Genomic DNA, 16,497 nt, shown 5'->3' on the forward strand with positions numbered 1-16,497 from the left:
CTGCCCATAAAAGTCCGATTGGTGAGAGCTAATAATCAGTGGGGGAAGAAAACCCCCACTGATTAAAGTTTCACTTTATTTATCCTCAAAAATAAAAATCTCATCAATCGTACTATGAAGTGCCTTCGCTATATCGTGAGCGAGTTGTAAGGAAGGGTTATATTTTCCTTTTTCGAGATGGCTAATTGTTTCACGGCGTACGCCAACGCTCTTTGCTAAATCTTCTTGTGTCATATTGAATTTGGTGCGGTATTCTTTTATTTTCGTTACGAATGCCATGGCGCATCTTCCGTTTCATCAACAGGTTTATCGTAAAAGAACATAGAGAAGCCGAACGTAAGAATGAGTGTACTGAAAATAAGGGCGATATCAATCTCTTGTAGTACTGGGTTTGGAAATAACATTTCAATAAACAGAATGATAGCGGTAGTTAGTAATGTAACGAGAAAGGCATTGCGGCACGATTTATTGACGATTTGTTCAAATAGTTCATCGTGTTGAACCGTTCTATACGATGCGAAAAAGGAGAAGAAACAAAACATAGTAAACAATCCTTTTTCATAAAAAAAGCCGAGGAAACCGAAGAAACCAAGAAACCCTAAATATTTTATCCAAGTTGTTTTCACGATAGGTTCTCCTTTCAATGTTAGAAATAATTCACATTATGTTATAAATATATCACATGTGAAAATGTATAGTAATAATAGTTTTCCAATTCTTTTCATAATAATAGTAAAAAGAGGAAATATACTGCGAAATAAAGAGGATAATATTGTAAAATGGTTGTAAGGAGGGGGAGGAAGGCATGTTAACTTGGATCATGATCGTTGTATTACTTGTAGTCATTACTGTAGTGGTGACGGTGTTAATTGGGCGAAATGGTGATACAAATTATAGTAAAGCGACAAAGGGGAATATTAGAAGGCTTACGATGATTTATATTATACTAGCTGTCGTTTTAATCGTTGGATTAGGTTTGTATATTTATTTTAAAGGTTAAAAACTGAAAAAATAAAAAAATCTAAAAATAGAAGTATGCTATAATGTTAATATAGTTATTTGGTAATTAAGGAAAGGATTGGATGGAATGATTGAAATTACGAATGTGTCAAAAAGTTATAATGGATCTACCTATGCAGTAAAAGATTTAAGTTTATCTGTGCCTAGCGGAGAAATTTTTGGGTTTTTAGGGCCGAATGGTGCAGGTAAATCAACGACAATTAAGATGATTACTGGTATTCATGGGGTGGACAAAGGGACGATTACGATTAACGGTATAGATATTATGAAAAATCCGATGGAAGCGAAAAAGACGTTTGGTTATGTGCCAGATAGTCCAGATATGTTTTTACGATTAAAGGGAATTGAATATTTAAACTTTATGGCAGATATGTATGAAGTGCCGAAAGAAGTACGACAAGAACGAATTGAGTCTTTAGCGAAGAAATTTGATCTTTACAATGCGTTATCGGATCAAATTCAAAGTTACTCGCACGGTATGAGACAAAAAATCGTTATTATTGGTGTGCTCGTGCATGAGCCAGATGTATGGATTTTAGATGAACCGTTAACAGGGCTTGATCCGAAATCTGCATATATTTTAAAAGAAATGATGAGAGAACATGCGGATAAAGGAAAGATTGTATTTTTCTCTACACACGTATTAGAAGTGGCAGAAAAATTATGTGACCGCGTCGCGATTATTAATAAGGGGAATTTGCAGTTCAAAGGGAATTTAGATGAAATGAGAGATCATTTTAAATCCAATGAATCACTTGAAAAAATGTTCTTGGAGATGACGGGCAATGAGTAAAATTTGGACGTTAACGAAAGTATTATTGAAATTAAATTATGCAGATTTTATAACAGATAAGAAGAAGCGATGGGCGTATGTATTTTCATTTGCAGCTATTTTATTTGTCGGCTTTTTAATATTTGGTTCTATCACGCACGGAATGTATGAAGGTATGAAGCATTTAGGGCAAGACCCAGGGATGATTATCGCGATGGGACTTGCGATTGCAAGTATATGGGTATTTTTAATGAGTATAACGAACATTTTAACTGTATTTTACTATAGTAATGACATTGAAATGTTATTGCCGTTACCATTGAAACCAGCCCAGATTATTTCGGCAAAATTTTTAACAGTATTAATTACACAATACGTAATGAGTTCATTCATTTTATTACCAATCTTTATTACGTACGGGTTAAAAAGTAGCGCATTTATTACCTATTACATATATATGATTTTTATTTACTTACTCTTCCCGATTGTGCCATTAGTATTAGCTTCATTACTGATGACAGTTATTATGAGGTATACAAATATAGCGAAAAATAAAGATCGAGGCAATATATTTATTGGAATCGTAAGTATACTATTTATTGTAGGAATTAATGTGTTTTTACAGTGGAAAAATAAAAGTTCATTTTCTGAAGATGCAATTACGAATTATCTTGCGAACAACCAATCTTCTCTTCTAGTACAAATGACAAACTATTTTCCAACTACATATTTTGGAGCAGTGGCATTAGTAGAAAATGCAAATTGGAAGGGACCTTTATACGTATTAATCTTTGCACTCATTTCATTTGTATTTTTTGTGTTGTTTTATTACATTGCAGAGCGTACATATTTAAAAGGGGTTATTGGACTTTCAACGAGTACAGCAAAAAAAGAAGTTATTTCAGCAGAAGGCTTACAGAAATCAACGGTACAAAGTTCACATTTAAAAGCGTATGTGAAAAAAGAATTTAAAACTTTATTCCGTACACCACAATTTTTCTTAAATTGTATCGTACAAACTTTCGTTATGCCAATTATGTTATTCTTTGTTTTATTCGTGCAAGATGGAAATTTAGAGTGGATTACAGGTTATATTGATAACCCAAAATCAGCAGGTCTTGCAATTGGCGTGGGTCTTTGTGCATCGCTATTTTTAATGGGAAGTAACGTCATCGCAACAACATCATTTTCACGTGATGGAAGTTCATGGTTTGTGAATCGTTATTTACCTGTAAAAGCTTCGGATATCTTTTTTGCAAAAGCGATAACTGCTTGGTTAATTAATGTAATTATTTTAGCAGTATTCGGTATTACGATGGCAGTTGTAGCGGGGATTTCTCCTGTTTTCATGTTACTGTGGTTTTTACTAAGTGCGAATGGGTTACTGTTAATTAATTTAATCGGTACACGCTGGGATGCACAAACTGCGGATATACATTGGGATACAGAGCAGAAATTATTTAAGAGTCGCTATACAACATTGTGGAATTTCTTAGCGAATATTTTTATAGCTTTAGTTATTGTAGCGGGAGTAAGTTTATTATACTTCTTCCTTCAAGTAGGACTGTGGGTGATGTTCATTGTTTTATTTGTGTTGTTTACCATTGCCAACTATATTTTAATTAAAATGTTAAAAATAGGTGCAGAACGCATATTGGCAAATATTCAATAAAAAGATAAATCCTCTGTATCCGTGCAGGGGATTTATCCATAGATGGAGGAGAAAAGGTGAAGAAAATAGCAATTGTAACAGGGGCAACTCGTCTGAATGGAATTGGTGCGGCTGTATGCAAGGTGCTTGCTCAAAAAGGGATAGACATTTTTTTCACGTACTGGTCTCAGTATGATAAAGCGATGCCGTGGGGAATGCATGACAAAGAGCCCTTTTTGTTGAAAGAGGAGATTGAAAGTTACGGTGTTCGTTGTGAAATGGCAGAAATCAATTTATCGCAGTCGTATTCGCCAAATCGTTTGTTTTATATGGTCTCAGAACGTTTAGGTGATCCATCTATTTTAATTAATAATGCAGCGTATTCTACTCATACGAGAATTGAAGAATTAAATGTAGAACAGTTAGATAAACATTATACAGTGAATGTCCGGGCTACTATGTTATTAAGTTCCTTATTTATAAAACATTATGCACTGAAAACGAGTGGAAGTATTATTAACCTTACTTCAGGACAGTCGCTAGGGCCAATGCCTGATGAACTAGCATACGTAGCAACGAAAGGAGCAATTGAAGCATTTACAAAATCAGTAGCACCAGTTGCGATGGAGAAGGGGGTTACAGTGAATGCTGTTGATCCAGGACCGACGAATACAGGATGGATTACAGAGGAGCTGAAGCATCATTTAGTGTGGAAATTCCCACAAGGTAGAGTTGGAGAATCAGTGGATGCAGCACGCTTAATTTCTTTTTTAGTAAGTGAAGAAGCAAAATGGATTACGGGGCAAGTTATTCATTCGAACGGTGGTTACTCATAAATATATTATGTTAACTTTTATTGAGAAACAAAAAATGAAAGAAAATTTTATTTTTTTTGTATAAATAAAATGTCAAGAAAGATAGAAAATTGGTAGGAGAGTATATCGTCATATGAAGATCGTAATTCTTCATGTGACAATATACTCTTTTTCTTTTGCTTGCGAGCAGAAAAATGAAGTAGAAGAAAATCGAATATTCGAATTGATTTATCGGTTTTTGTACGTATTATTATGAAGATTACTGTCGGAAAGATGGTGTTTCGTATGAAAAGGGATTTTTTAAGGGGAAATCGAATCGTAAAGGGGAGGATAAATAAAGTAAACATAGGGGGATTTATATGAAAATGAAAAAGGTCGCTATCGCATCGATAACAATTGGTACAATGCTTACTATGGCAGCTTGTAGTCCATCAGCAGATAAAGAGACAGAAAAGAAAGAGCAAGTAACAGCACAAAATGAAGGAGAAGCAAAAACGACAAGTGCAGATGAAGCGTCAAAAACAACGAAAGATACTGAAAAAGAAACAAATACTTCTTCAAATGAAAAAACAGATAAAGATGCAAAAAATACGAAAGAATCATCAGGAATAGAAAGTAACGGCAAAACGTCAACTCAAAATGAAAATGTGAAAACAAAAGAAAAAGAAAAAGAAACGACGGGGAAAACGAATGATCAAACGACTAGCGGAAAAACAACAGATCAAAGTACAAGTACAAACTCAGACGGAAAAACAACGAAAGATCCGAAGAAAAGTGTAGCTGTGAAAACAAATGTAAAAGAAGTTGCTGCATTAGTTGATAGCTTAGACAAGCAATTAGCTGCCAATCCGAAATTAGAAACAGTAAATAAACTTGGAAAACAAATTAATGAAAAGTGGGATGTGATTGAGAAAGAATTAGAAGCATCACACCCAGCTGAATATAAAACAATTGGACAAAGTATGTACCCGTTAATTGTAGGAGCGGAGAAAGAAAAGATAGATATTGCTAAAATGAAGTCATTAACGACGAAGACGAAAAAAGATTTAACTCAGTTATTAACGAAACTTTCGTAGTTTGAAAAGCCTACTTGTGAGTAGGCTTTTTTATGTTGAGAGTGTAATAAAAGTTTATGGGAATTATAACGAAAAAGGAGGGTGATAAATATGACAATTGATCGAATTTGTACAATTGGGCCAGCAAGTAATAATAAAGAAACGTTAGCGCAGTTAATAAACAATGGCATGAAAATAGTAAGGTTGAATTTGTCACATGGCACGCATGAAAGTCATAAAGATATCATTCGTTTAGTCAAATCGTTAGATGATTCTATAAAAATTTTAGGCGATGTACAAGGCCCTAAAATAAGATTAGGTGAAGTAAAAGGAGAACAAATTACACTTCAGGCGGGAGATTCTTTTCTTTTATATACGCAACCAGTTACAGGGAGCAATGAAGAAGCAAGTGTTGATTATGAAGGAATTGCGAATGATGTGAAAGTGGGAAGTAGAATTTTAATTAATGATGGTGAAGTTGAGTTAATCGTTGAGAAGGTAAGTACGGATAAAATAGAAACAAGGGTCAAAACAGGTGGTAATATCTCCTCACATAAAGGGGTGAACTTACCAGGGGCAATCGTTCGTTTACCGGCTATTACAGAGAAAGATAAACAAGATATTCAGTTTCTTTTAGAAGAAAATGTTGATTATATCGCATGTTCTTTTGTGCGAAAAGTTGATCATATAAAAGAAATACGTGATTTTATACAGCAGCATAAAGAAACTTTGCCAAATTTAATCGCTAAAATAGAAACGATGGAAGCAATCGAGAATTTTCAAGATATATGTAAAGAAGCGGACGGAATTATGATTGCAAGGGGCGATTTAGGAGTAGAGTTGCCGTATCAATTTGTTCCGCTCTTGCAGAAAATGATGATTCGAGAATGTAATCGAACGAATACATATGTTATTACAGCGACACAAATGCTTCAATCTATGGTAGAGCATTCTATTCCAACAAGAGCTGAAGTGACTGATGTGTTTCAAGCTGTACTGGACGGAACGAACGCTGTTATGCTTTCTGCTGAAAGTGCGTCAGGCGAGCATCCGATTGAAAGTGTAAAAACATTACGTCTAGTTTCAGAATTCGCTGAGCATGTGAAAAAAGACGGTCCTTTTGTGATGAAAGATGTACTGGAATTGCTACATAAGTCTTTGGATGCGTGATGAATAAAAAGAGGGCGGATATGCATCCGTCCTCTTGTGTTACATTTCTATTCTTCTTGCTCTTGCTCATCCAAAATCTTTTCAAATGCAGCAGATACTTTATCAAACTCTTCATCATTTTCAATGTATGAGAATTCATTATCTTCTTCTACTTTTAAAAAGAAAATATCAATGTCTTCCTCAGTTTCGGTTTGGATATCCTCCACAAAGGCAACGGCAATATATTCTGCGCCTTCGACATCCATCGCTCCAAGTACTTCTACCTCTTGCTCTTCGTTATTCTCATCACTAAGAGTAAACACTTCGCCAACTTCAATATCAGACATATTCATTCTCCTCCTGTCCAACTCTAATAAATAGAGTGTTTAAACTGCATACATACTAATATAGTTTTCCATGAAAAATCAATTTCATACATAAGAAAAATGAAATTCTACTTCTTTAGTATGCGTATACAGCTATAAGGAGCGCGTGTTATCTTACTAAATCCATTCAACAATTGTATCCATAGTCTGTCTTGTTTTATCACGCTTTGGCTCTTCTTTACGGTAACCAAAGGCAACCATAACTGATACTTCAAGATTATCGTCTTTTATAATGCCTTCTTGACGAAGTAAAGAATCTACTTTCTCTTTATCAAATCCTTCTATTGGACAAGAATCAATACCGATTTGAGCTGCGCTCGTCATCATATTACCTAAAGCAATATAAGTTTGCTTAGATGCCCAATCAAATACAGCACGATCGGATTGTAATAAGTTAAAATCTGTTTCCTGGAACTTTTTGAAGAATTCATATCTAATTTTTTGTGTGTCTTCAGGCAATCCAATAATATCGTTCATCATATATTTAATATACTCTGCATCATAATGCATATCTTTAATATTTCTTGAAAGAACAATAACAAAGTGACTAGCTGTTGCAAGTTGCCCACCAGCGCCCCATGAATGCGGTTGTAGTTTTTCTCTTACTTCTTTATTTTGTACGACAATAAATTTCCAAGGTTCATATCCAAAAGAAGAAGGAGATAATCTTCCTGTTTCTAAAATGAAATGAAAATCCTCTTCTGAAATTTTCTGCATAGGATCGAACTCTTTACATGCATATCTGAAATGAAAGGCCTCCATAATTTTCTCTTTTGTAATTTCTTTTGTATTTGTCATAAAAATTCCTCTTTTCATTAATGTATTTTGTAAGTAAATTATATTTTTAAAGTAACATAGAAACAAGTACGCACATTTATGTGGTATAGTATCAAAAAAGATACTATTGATAAGGGAAGGGAGTTATGATGGATTGTTCAAACGAAAATAATATAAATTACCCATTTTTAAATAAATATTCTTGTCCAGTGGAAGCTATGGTTGAGGTTATTGGTGGAAAATGGAAAGGGGTTATTTTGTATCATTTATTAGATGGTACAAAGAGATTTAATGAATTAAAAAGATTAAAACCTAATATCACACAAAGAATGTTAACACTGCAGCTGAGAGAACTCGAAGCGGATGGCATTATACATCGTGAAGTATACCGAGAAGTGCCTCCGAAAGTAGAATATTCATTAACAGAGCTTGGTGAATCACTACGTCCAATCATTCTATTAATGATGGAATGGGCGACTCAAAATATGGAGAAAGTTTTGGAGAGTAGGAATACGAAAAATAATAGTTAAGAGTTGTAGAAATAAAAGGTGTTTTCCATATGTGAAAACACCTTTTATTTCTATATTTTTTACTTTTTAACTTCAACTGCTGAAATTGCAAAGTCATTCAAGTTTACAGTTTTACCATACCAATCAGAGTGTTTGAAGACGACACCTTTACCATATCCTTCAGTTGAAGTACGATCCCATAGCGTTGTCGAATAGCTAGCAGTAGGGGATGCTGTACTTACAGAAGAAATCCTATTTTGCCAATTAGGAGGCAAATTTTTAAAACCGCTACTAAGAGAAAAATACTCGCCACCTTTATTTGCATGTTCATAGAAATCTGTACTATTAGGTCCGCTCCCTCCGACACCAAGGGGATTGATTGTATGATTCAACCTTTGTTTATCTTTTTCAATAAAAGAATCTAAACTTTTTTTGCTCGAAAACCCATAAGATAACCAGTCTCCATTCTGATTTTGTTTCGGTAGAACTACAGTTATTTTTATGTCTTCTTTAGATAGAGCACCCAATTTATTAAACGAATCTACAGTCTTTTCATCTACAGTTACATATTCAAAAGAGGTAATCGAATAATCCTTTTCGGTACTAGCTGATACTGATCCCATTCCGCCAGTTAATGCTGAAATGGTTACCACTGCACCTACCATCAATTTTTTTAACATGAATTCATCTCCTTTAAACTTAGATTTTTTGCATAACTAAAATGTATGATAATTGAGTTTTATTGTAAATATTTAGAATTTTATAAAAATAAAACAGAATATTCTTTTATTAGTCTGGGGTAAGGAGAGTAATTTGAAATTAAAACAGGATTTACTTAAAAAGTAAATCCTGTTTGGGTGTTAACAATAAAGTTAGTGTGTAAATGTTGCAATTTGCTAACCGACTTCAAAACTCTACTGATTAAAGTTTCATTTTATCCAGCTATGAATCATACACTTCTTTTGCATTTGTAGAAGCAGCATCTAATAAAAGGAAAACGGCTGCTATAATATGTAGAACGATTACTATATAAGGAAAGAAGGCAACTAGAGTAACGATAATACCTATATAATGAGCGTACGTATTCATGCCTGATTTTTTAGCTAATAAAATAGTAGCGATATGTAAAGCAATCAATAGTAGTAAAGGTATCCCATATAGGTTAACAAGACTTGGAAATATATAATAGCAAGGAAGTAATAATAGGTGATAGATCCCTGTGGTCCACTTTAGTGCTTGTATGTAGGTTTTCAAAACAAATTCTCCTAAAATAATTCATATCTATATATTACCAAAATTAACAGGTGATTGGATATTAAATATTTGTGGTTATTAGTTAGATATAATTATTTTATGGTAACTAATTGTTTCGTTATCTTTAAAATAGAAAAACCACCCAAACGAGGGTGGTTCGTATTATAAATAACTACTTAAAGAGGAAAGGGGAACCTTCACCTCACTACCTTCCTTCATATTCCGCAGCATAACGGTTTCTGTACTAAGTTCTTCTTCCCCAATAATAAGCACATAAGGGATATTCTCTTTATTCGCGTAATTAAGAGCACGTTTTAATTTGCGTCCTGCTAGTTCGAGTTCGACTTTTAGTGAAGTGGTAGAACGTAATTGCTGGGCCATTTGTAAGCATTGTAATTCTGTCCCAAGTGGGATGATAAATAAATCCGCTGTAGATGATATTGTTTCTTTATTTGATAGTGCTGTATAAATAACGTCTAAACCGAATGAAATACCGACTGTTGGATAGTTCATGTTATCACCACGGAATGCCCCAATAATATTATCGTATCGACCGCCGCTACCGATACTGGATGTAATCGAGCCATCTCTTAAAAAGATTTCATATACGGTGCCTGTATACATTGTAAGTCCCCGCGCTAAAAACGGATTAAATATAGCATTTTCATTTATTCCAAGGGCAATTAAATATTGCTGTAATTGTTGTAATTCATTTACTCCCTCGGCAACGAGTGGAGTATTGAAAGCTTCTTTAAAGTCAGCAATTGAAAGCTTTAGACAAGATAAAACGGTATTACATATCGTATCGGCCATTTCTTCAGAAATTCCACGCTCAAGTACATCTTTTCGTACAACCATCAATCCCAATTTTTTCGATTTTGTCTAATGATAAAATGACGTCACTCGTTCGTTCAGTAGGGATGTTAATGGACTCGAGAATACCATTTAACAATTTTCGGTTATTATATTGGATCGTTACTTCTAAGTTTAACGTTCGGAACAGTTCAAACGCCATACTCATAAGTTCCGCTTCTGCCATGACTGATTCTATACCAACTATATCAACGTCACATTGAATGAATTCACGAAATCTACCTTGTTTAATGGGCCCATCTCGAAATACTTTTCCTATTTCATAACGTTTAAAAGGGAGGCGGATGTTCGGATTCATTGCCACGACTTTTGCGAATGGAATGGTTAAATCGTAGCGTAAGGCAAGATCACGTTTTCCTTGATCCCTAAGCGTATATATTTCTTTTAAAATTTCATCACCACCGCCGTACTTGTAAGACATAAGCTCATACATATTTAACGTTGGTGTTTCTAACGGTTTACATCCGTATCGTTCGAACGTATCTTCGCACGCTCTTTTAATTTTATTTCGCAACACTTGTTCTTCTGGTAAATAGTCTTTCGTTCCTTTTACATTTTTCATTTCCATTGTAATCACTCCTTTTTTAAATTAAAAAAAGCTATGCAGGTATAAAAATACCCACATAGCTTTATGAACGCTTCGTGGGTCAACAGGAAAAGCCCTGTACCCACGAAGAAAAATTTTTCTTCGGATACACGGCGTTATGTATGATGATGAAGTTGGAAAGAAGTATTAACATTTCGCATTGCAAATCTCTCCTTAACGTAAGTTCTCCAAATTATATCAAATGATTTTTGAATTATCAATATTTTTAGTTGTGAAGCGAAATGTATTTATTTCACATTGTCTACAAGATGTTTTCTGTTCGTGCCATTTTTATCGCTTCTTCCCGATTGTTAACACCTAGCTTTGAATAGAGATTTGAGCAGTAATTACGGATTGTTCCTTCAGATAAAAATAGTTTAGCTGCAATAGATTTATAGCGTAATCCGTTTGATAGATGTTCTAAAATTTCCATTTCCCGTTTTGTAAGTCCGTATGGAAAAGTTTGTTTAGTTGATTTGATTTTCGCTAATTGCTCACGTTGAAGTTTCATTTCCTCAAAAATGCGTGTAGCAACTGATTGGTCAATCCAAGTTCCACCATTATAAATAAGTTTCAAGGCCTCCTTCATTTCTTGTGGATGAATAGATTTCAACATGTAACCTTCAGCTCCATGCTCGAGTGCAGTTGCTGCTTGTAAGGAATCTTCAAATGTTGTCATAAGTACAATCTTCATATTAGGCCAACGTTGCTTCATTTCTAGTAAAGCCTCAATACCATTCATTTCTGGCATCTGAATGTCCATTAGTACAATGTCAGGTTGTAATTGTTCACATAATATTAATGCCTCAGATCCATCGTATGCCTTTCCAGCAACAATAAAATCAGTTTGGTTCTCTAAAATTTGCTCTAAACTATTTGTAATAAGTGCCTGATCATCAACGATCAATAAGCGAATGATGACATGTACAGGTTTTGTTTGTAATGGAATATTACAAACAATTAATGTTCCCTGTTCAACATTAGACTGAACCGATAATGTCCCCTGAACTTGTTCAAGTCGCTCTTTCATTCCACTGAGTCCAAAGCCAAATTGAATTTCTTTCATTCCAATCCCGTTATCTTCAATTTGCAATCGAAGTTGTTGGTCGACGAAATGTAGTTGAACGGATATGTTGCTCGCTTTACTGTGCCGAACAGCATTTGTTAACGACTCTTGAAGACAACGGTATAGGCAAAAATTCACTTTTTGCATTACAAGGGTCTCGTTTCCAATCATACGAAATGTAACGGTTGTACCTGTAGCTTGCATAAATTCTTCTGTTAATTGTTGCAAGGATTCACTTAATGAATTACTAAGTGGATTATGAGATAGCTCATGTAGATGCTTTCGAATATCATTTAGACTATGCTGAGCAATGCTGATAAGGGAATCAATTCGTTCAAACTGCGAATCCGGTACTGATGATCTTAGTGATGTGACGCCAGCGATGAGAGAAGTAAGTGTATGACCAATTGTGTCATGTAGCTCATGTGACAGTCGATTACGCTCTTCTATTAAAGTAAGTTCTTCAATTCTTTTAATATGTTGCTCTAATAGTAGTTTTTGCTCTTCAATAATTCGAGATTGCTTATGATACTGAATTAATATATTAAAAGAAATGCCAATGGCAAAACCGAGACTACAACTAACGATTAGTTCATATGGCGATCGGTTGGCAATCCAAGCATTCAATAGCGGAAATGCAAATCCACAAAAAATACCGCTCCATATATAATTATTTCGATTACTACATAGTCCAATAATGATTACGACTAAAATGAAAGACCAAAGTAAATTTGGAGCTACGGATGCTAAGTAAAGATAAAAACAACCCGCAGTGATAATATCGAATGCAGGGTACCATCCTGGTTTCTTATATCGAATAATTAATGGTACAAGATAAACGACAAAAGTGAGAGAAAGTACAATCATACTTGATGTATGAATGGATGTTGGGAACATAAAATTAGCGCTGATAATAACAATTAGCCAAAATGTTCGTATGAGCACAAATATCCAGTCATACCAAATCCATTCTTTTGTGAATGAGAACATAAATTAAGCACCTACTTGTATTTTAAGATTAATTATTAATGATTCAGATTCATCATGTAACATATCTTTGAAATCGTCAATAGAAAAACAGTCAACAAACTATGTCATATGAAGCAGTTGACAGTTTGTCACATGTTTTATATGACATAGTTGCATAAAGCGTCATAAATAAATTAAAACGTTTTGTCACTATGTGATTTAACAATATTGAAGGTAAGGTGAGGGAGTGAGGCAACAGAAAAATTGAAAATAATAGGAGCGATGCATAATGAAGTCATTTATCTTAAAAAAAGGAACAGCCCTTACTTTAACAGGAGCAATATTGGTTGGAGCGTTAGCGATACCTTCTTATGAAAACGCACATGCGGTAAACAAAAGGATATCAATTGAACAAGTTATTGATAAAGCTGCCGATGCAAAGAATATTCCAGGAGTTATTGTTACTGTGAAAAATGGAGAGACAAGTTGGGCATATGCTTCTGGTGAAGGGAATATTGAAAGAAATCATAAAGTAGATGCTGATTCTGCTTTTAGAATTGGGAGCACAACAAAGACCTTTGTAGCTACAGTAGTATTGCAGCTTGCGGGTGAAAAGAAGTTAAGCCTTGATGATACGGTAGAGAAATGGTTGCCAGGACTTATTAAAGGGAAAGGCTATGATGGCAGCAAAATTACGATTCGCCAACTATTAAATCATACAAGCGGAATTGCTGATTACTTGACTCCAGATCTTAAAGAGAATTTAATAGAGAATCCAAGCCAGAATTATACAGCGGAACAATTAATTTCTCGTGCCCTACAATTAGGACCGGTAAAAGGCTGGTCATACTCGAATACAAACATGGTTATTATAGGATTAATTATTCAGAAGGTAACCGGAGAATCGTATGCTGAGCAGATACAAAAACGAATTATTAATCCTCTTAGTTTAAAAGAAACAGTTCTTCCTGGAAGCTCAATGGACATTCCGAAAAAGAATGCACGTGGTTATTTAAATACGGGAGATAAATTAGTAGATATTACTTTGTTTAATCCATCGTTTGCTAATGCTAGTGGTGAAATGATTTCGACAGGAGAAGATATGACAACGTTTTTCCGTGCCTTATTAGGTGGGAAATTACTGACACCGGAAATGCAGAAGGAGATGGTGACTCACACAGTAGATACCCCGTTAGGAAAGTATGGGCTTGGTATTCACGCAACAAAACTACCAGATGGCACTGAAGTATGGGGACATGGTGGTGGTATCCCTGGTTTTACTAACTTTGCTGGTGGAACGAAAGATGGTCAACATGTTATTTCGATAAATATTAATGTATTAGGAGCAGAGAAACAGATTAATAATATTTTAGCTTCAGAATTTGCGACAAAATCAAAAAAGGAACCTACTGATAAGGAAAAGAAAAGTAAACATCGAGAAGAAGTGCAAAGTGTGATGGATCAAGTAGTAACGAATAAAAAAATTCCTAGTGTTATAGCTGGCGGATTAAAGGATGGGAAGCGTTGGTCGTATGCTACCGGAACAGCTAGTTACGAGATACCACGCCCTGTAGAACCGAATTTTTCGTTCCGTATCGGAAGCATAACGAAGACATTCACTGCTTCTGTTGTACTGCAATTGGCTGAAGAGAAACAATTAAACCTTGATGATACAGTTGAAAAATGGTTGCCGGGAGTTGTGCAGGGTAACGGATATGATGGGAGTAAAATTACAATTCGTCAGTTATTAAACCATACAAGTGGGATTGCAGCATATACTGATTTGGATATGCGAGATATTACATTGCCTCAAAACCCATTTCGTTATTATAGTACCGATGAGCTCATAAGTTTAGCACTTGCAAAGCCGCCTGTATTTGCACCAGGGGAGGGCTGGGATTATTCGAACACAAATACTGTTATAGCCGGGGAAATTATTCGGAAGGTAACAGGAGATACGTATGCGGAGCAAATTAGAAAAAGATTTATTGAACCGCTCGGGTTAAAAGAAACATTCGTAATGGAAGCAAGTTCGCACATACCGGGTAAGCATGCTAATGGTTATAACATGGATAGATCAGGTCGTTTATATGATTTGACAGAAATTAATCAGTCATGGGCAAATGCAGCTGGAGATATGGTTTCAACAGTGGAAGATTTGACTACATTCTTCAGTGCACTGTTAGGTGGGAAGCTCTTAAATCAAGAAATAATGAATCAGATGTTCACAACAGTAGATTCACCTATAGGTAAGGTTGGACTGGGAGTTTATGAAGAGAAAACACCAGACGGGCAATCGTATTGGGGACATGCTGGTGGGACTTTTGGATTCGAAACAAGGGTCGGTGGACCTATTGGAGGAGAACATATTTTAGTAACTGCTATTAATGCAGTAGGTCCAGAAGTCATTACAGGCAGGGATAAAATATTTAATAAAGAGTTTGGACGTTAAATGTAAAATCGACATCGAGCCTTCCGTTTGAAGGATCGATGCCGATTTTTTTTATGTGATTTTGAATGTAATGGGAAATAAAATCTTTGTATGATGATGCATAAATATATCTACAAAAATGTGAAGTTATGCAGGTGAAATGGAAAAGGGTGTATAATAAAACTTAATAATATGAAATAACCTTTTAAGGAGACCGTTATGAAAAAAGATAAAACAAATGCGATGCGAATATTAGATAAAGAAAAAATTGAATATTCGATGATGTCATATGATCCAGACGATGGAAAAATTGATGGCGTATCAGTAGCCAAGAAAATTGGACGAGAAGTGAGGGAAGTATATAAAACGTTGATCGCTCAAGGGAATAGTAAAAATTATCATGTGTTTATCATTCCGGTAGATGAGGAACTAAATTTAAAAGCTGCCGCAAAAGCAGTAAGTGAAAAGAAAATTGAAATGATTCCTGTTAAAGATATTACGAAGGTGTCTGGATACATTCGCGGTGGTTGTTCACCAGTCGGAATGAAGAAGTTATTTTCTACATGTATCGATGCGAGTGCTCAATCACTTGAAACAATCATTGTAAGCGGCGGGAAAATTGGTGTACAAATTGAGCTGAAAGTGGATGACTTAGCGAAAGTAACGAGAGCGCAGTTTGGTGAAATAACAAAATAATGATACATAGGAAAAGAAACTCTAGTTTTATTAAATTAGATAAAGATTTATAGGTTAGTTAGTCCATTATGGGGCTGATTATCTTTTTTTATACAGTTTTTTGGCTAATCCAGTAACAAATAAGAACCTTAAAACTATGCCAGGATAGAGGAGTGTATAAAAAAATGTATAGATTCATAGAACTAAAAAAGAGGATTTCCTTGTGAGAGCAGGGTTCTCCTTTTTCCTTGCTACTGATAATAGAACGTTATGTTAACTAATTTTGAATATCATATACAGATTAAAAACAGAAAAAACTTCCTGTTGTGTAGGTTGTTTTTTCTATTTTTTGATGATAGTTGTTAACTGATGTCTCACATTTCAAAAAAACAACTTTTTTTTTGCTTGTCCACACCATTTCACCTCTTTGTGAATTTTATAGTATTAAAGGAGGTGAAAAGAATGAATGAAGATATTATTTCAATTGGAGCAAATTGTATAGTGAGAAT

16 protein-coding genes and 1 pseudogene are annotated in these 16,497 nt (G+C 34.7%); 9 read left to right on the plus strand and 8 right to left on the minus strand.

Features of this window, described 5'->3' with window-relative positions:
- Positions 1-75 precede the first annotated feature (75 nt).
- Both COL05_RS25140 and COL05_RS25145 read right to left on the minus strand, forming a co-directional pair.
- Positions 76-279 (minus strand): helix-turn-helix transcriptional regulator, encoded by a 204-nt coding sequence (locus COL05_RS25140; RefSeq protein WP_098670565.1) that lies wholly within the window; start codon positions 277-279, stop codon positions 76-78.
- The gene (locus COL05_RS25145; protein ID WP_098670566.1) at positions 267-626 is read right to left on the minus strand and encodes a DUF3796 domain-containing protein; all 360 of its coding nucleotides are present in this window, start codon (positions 624-626) and stop codon (positions 267-269) included. The genes COL05_RS25140 and COL05_RS25145 overlap by 13 nt, the downstream gene beginning before the upstream one ends.
- 179 nt (positions 627-805) lie before the next feature.
- On the opposite strand from COL05_RS25145, the gene COL05_RS25150 reads away from it, so the two are divergent.
- The 6 genes from COL05_RS25150 to COL05_RS25180 all read left to right on the plus strand — a co-directional run bounded on the left by COL05_RS25150 (position 806) and on the right by COL05_RS25180 (position 6,483).
- A complete protein-coding gene (locus COL05_RS25150) occupies positions 806-1,000 on the plus strand; it encodes a hypothetical protein (RefSeq protein ID WP_098670567.1) in 195 nt (64 codons plus the stop codon).
- A gap of 87 nt (positions 1,001-1,087) precedes the next feature.
- Positions 1,088-1,813 (plus strand): ABC transporter ATP-binding protein, encoded by a 726-nt coding sequence (locus tag COL05_RS25155; RefSeq protein WP_000570194.1) that lies wholly within the window; start codon positions 1,088-1,090, stop codon positions 1,811-1,813.
- The gene (locus COL05_RS25160) at positions 1,806-3,464 is read left to right on the plus strand and encodes a putative ABC transporter permease subunit (RefSeq protein ID WP_098670568.1); all 1,659 of its coding nucleotides are present in this window, start codon (positions 1,806-1,808) and stop codon (positions 3,462-3,464) included. Before COL05_RS25155 ends, COL05_RS25160 begins: the two co-directional genes overlap by 8 nt.
- 56 nt (positions 3,465-3,520) lie before the next feature.
- The gene (locus tag COL05_RS25165; protein WP_098670569.1) at positions 3,521-4,279 is read left to right on the plus strand and encodes an SDR family oxidoreductase; all 759 of its coding nucleotides are present in this window, start codon (positions 3,521-3,523) and stop codon (positions 4,277-4,279) included.
- 338 nt (positions 4,280-4,617) lie between these two features.
- On the plus strand, positions 4,618-5,334 hold the full coding sequence (locus COL05_RS25175; protein WP_098670571.1) for a hypothetical protein: 717 nt from the start codon (positions 4,618-4,620) through the stop codon (positions 5,332-5,334).
- A 90-nt stretch (positions 5,335-5,424) separates the two neighbouring features.
- The gene (locus COL05_RS25180; RefSeq protein WP_098670572.1) at positions 5,425-6,483 is read left to right on the plus strand and encodes a pyruvate kinase; all 1,059 of its coding nucleotides are present in this window, start codon (positions 5,425-5,427) and stop codon (positions 6,481-6,483) included.
- Positions 6,484-6,530: 47 nt separating this feature from the next.
- On the opposite strand, the gene COL05_RS25185 is transcribed toward COL05_RS25180, so the two are convergent.
- Together COL05_RS25185 and COL05_RS25190 are read right to left on the minus strand one after the other, a co-directional pair.
- The gene (locus COL05_RS25185) at positions 6,531-6,815 is read right to left on the minus strand and encodes a DUF1292 domain-containing protein (RefSeq protein ID WP_142337657.1); all 285 of its coding nucleotides are present in this window, start codon (positions 6,813-6,815) and stop codon (positions 6,531-6,533) included.
- Between the two features lie 150 nt (positions 6,816-6,965).
- A complete protein-coding gene (locus COL05_RS25190) occupies positions 6,966-7,646 on the minus strand; it encodes an NAD(P)H-dependent oxidoreductase (RefSeq protein ID WP_098670573.1) in 681 nt (226 codons plus the stop codon).
- 128 nt (positions 7,647-7,774) lie between these two features.
- On the opposite strand from COL05_RS25190, the gene COL05_RS25195 reads away from it, so the two are divergent.
- A complete protein-coding gene (locus COL05_RS25195; RefSeq protein ID WP_071758723.1) occupies positions 7,775-8,155 on the plus strand; it encodes a winged helix-turn-helix transcriptional regulator in 381 nt (126 codons plus the stop codon).
- A gap of 59 nt (positions 8,156-8,214) precedes the next feature.
- Here the strand turns inward: COL05_RS25195 and COL05_RS25200 are convergent, their stop codons facing one another.
- The 4 genes and pseudogenes from COL05_RS25200 to COL05_RS25215 form a co-directional block, all read right to left on the minus strand.
- Positions 8,215-8,814: a hypothetical protein gene (locus COL05_RS25200; protein ID WP_098670574.1), complete on the minus strand. Its 600-nt coding sequence runs from the start codon at positions 8,812-8,814 to the stop codon at positions 8,215-8,217.
- A gap of 262 nt (positions 8,815-9,076) precedes the next feature.
- Complete coding sequence (locus COL05_RS25205; protein WP_098670575.1) at positions 9,077-9,388, minus strand: hypothetical protein; 312 nt, start codon at positions 9,386-9,388, stop codon at positions 9,077-9,079.
- Between the two features lie 162 nt (positions 9,389-9,550).
- Positions 9,551-10,829 (minus strand): annotated as a pseudogene (locus COL05_RS25210) (histidine--tRNA ligase).
- 280 nt (positions 10,830-11,109) lie between these two features.
- On the minus strand, positions 11,110-12,903 hold the full coding sequence (locus COL05_RS25215) for a hybrid sensor histidine kinase/response regulator transcription factor (protein WP_098670576.1): 1,794 nt from the start codon (positions 12,901-12,903) through the stop codon (positions 11,110-11,112).
- Positions 12,904-13,171: 268 nt separating this feature from the next.
- Here COL05_RS25215 and COL05_RS25220 point away from each other — a divergent pair, with 268 nt between their 5' ends.
- Both COL05_RS25220 and ybaK read left to right on the plus strand, forming a co-directional pair.
- Positions 13,172-15,334 carry a serine hydrolase domain-containing protein gene (locus COL05_RS25220; protein WP_098670577.1) on the plus strand — a complete coding sequence of 721 codons (2,163 nt, stop codon included), beginning with the start codon at positions 13,172-13,174 and terminating at the stop codon, positions 15,332-15,334.
- Between the two features lie 198 nt (positions 15,335-15,532).
- Positions 15,533-16,009: a Cys-tRNA(Pro) deacylase gene (ybaK, locus tag COL05_RS25225; protein ID WP_098670578.1), complete on the plus strand. Its 477-nt coding sequence runs from the start codon at positions 15,533-15,535 to the stop codon at positions 16,007-16,009.
- Positions 16,010-16,497: the final 488 nt, after the last annotated feature.

The organism is Bacillus sp. AFS059628 (genome assembly GCF_002571225.1).
Taxonomy (GTDB): domain Bacteria; phylum Bacillota; class Bacilli; order Bacillales; family Bacillaceae_G; genus Bacillus_A.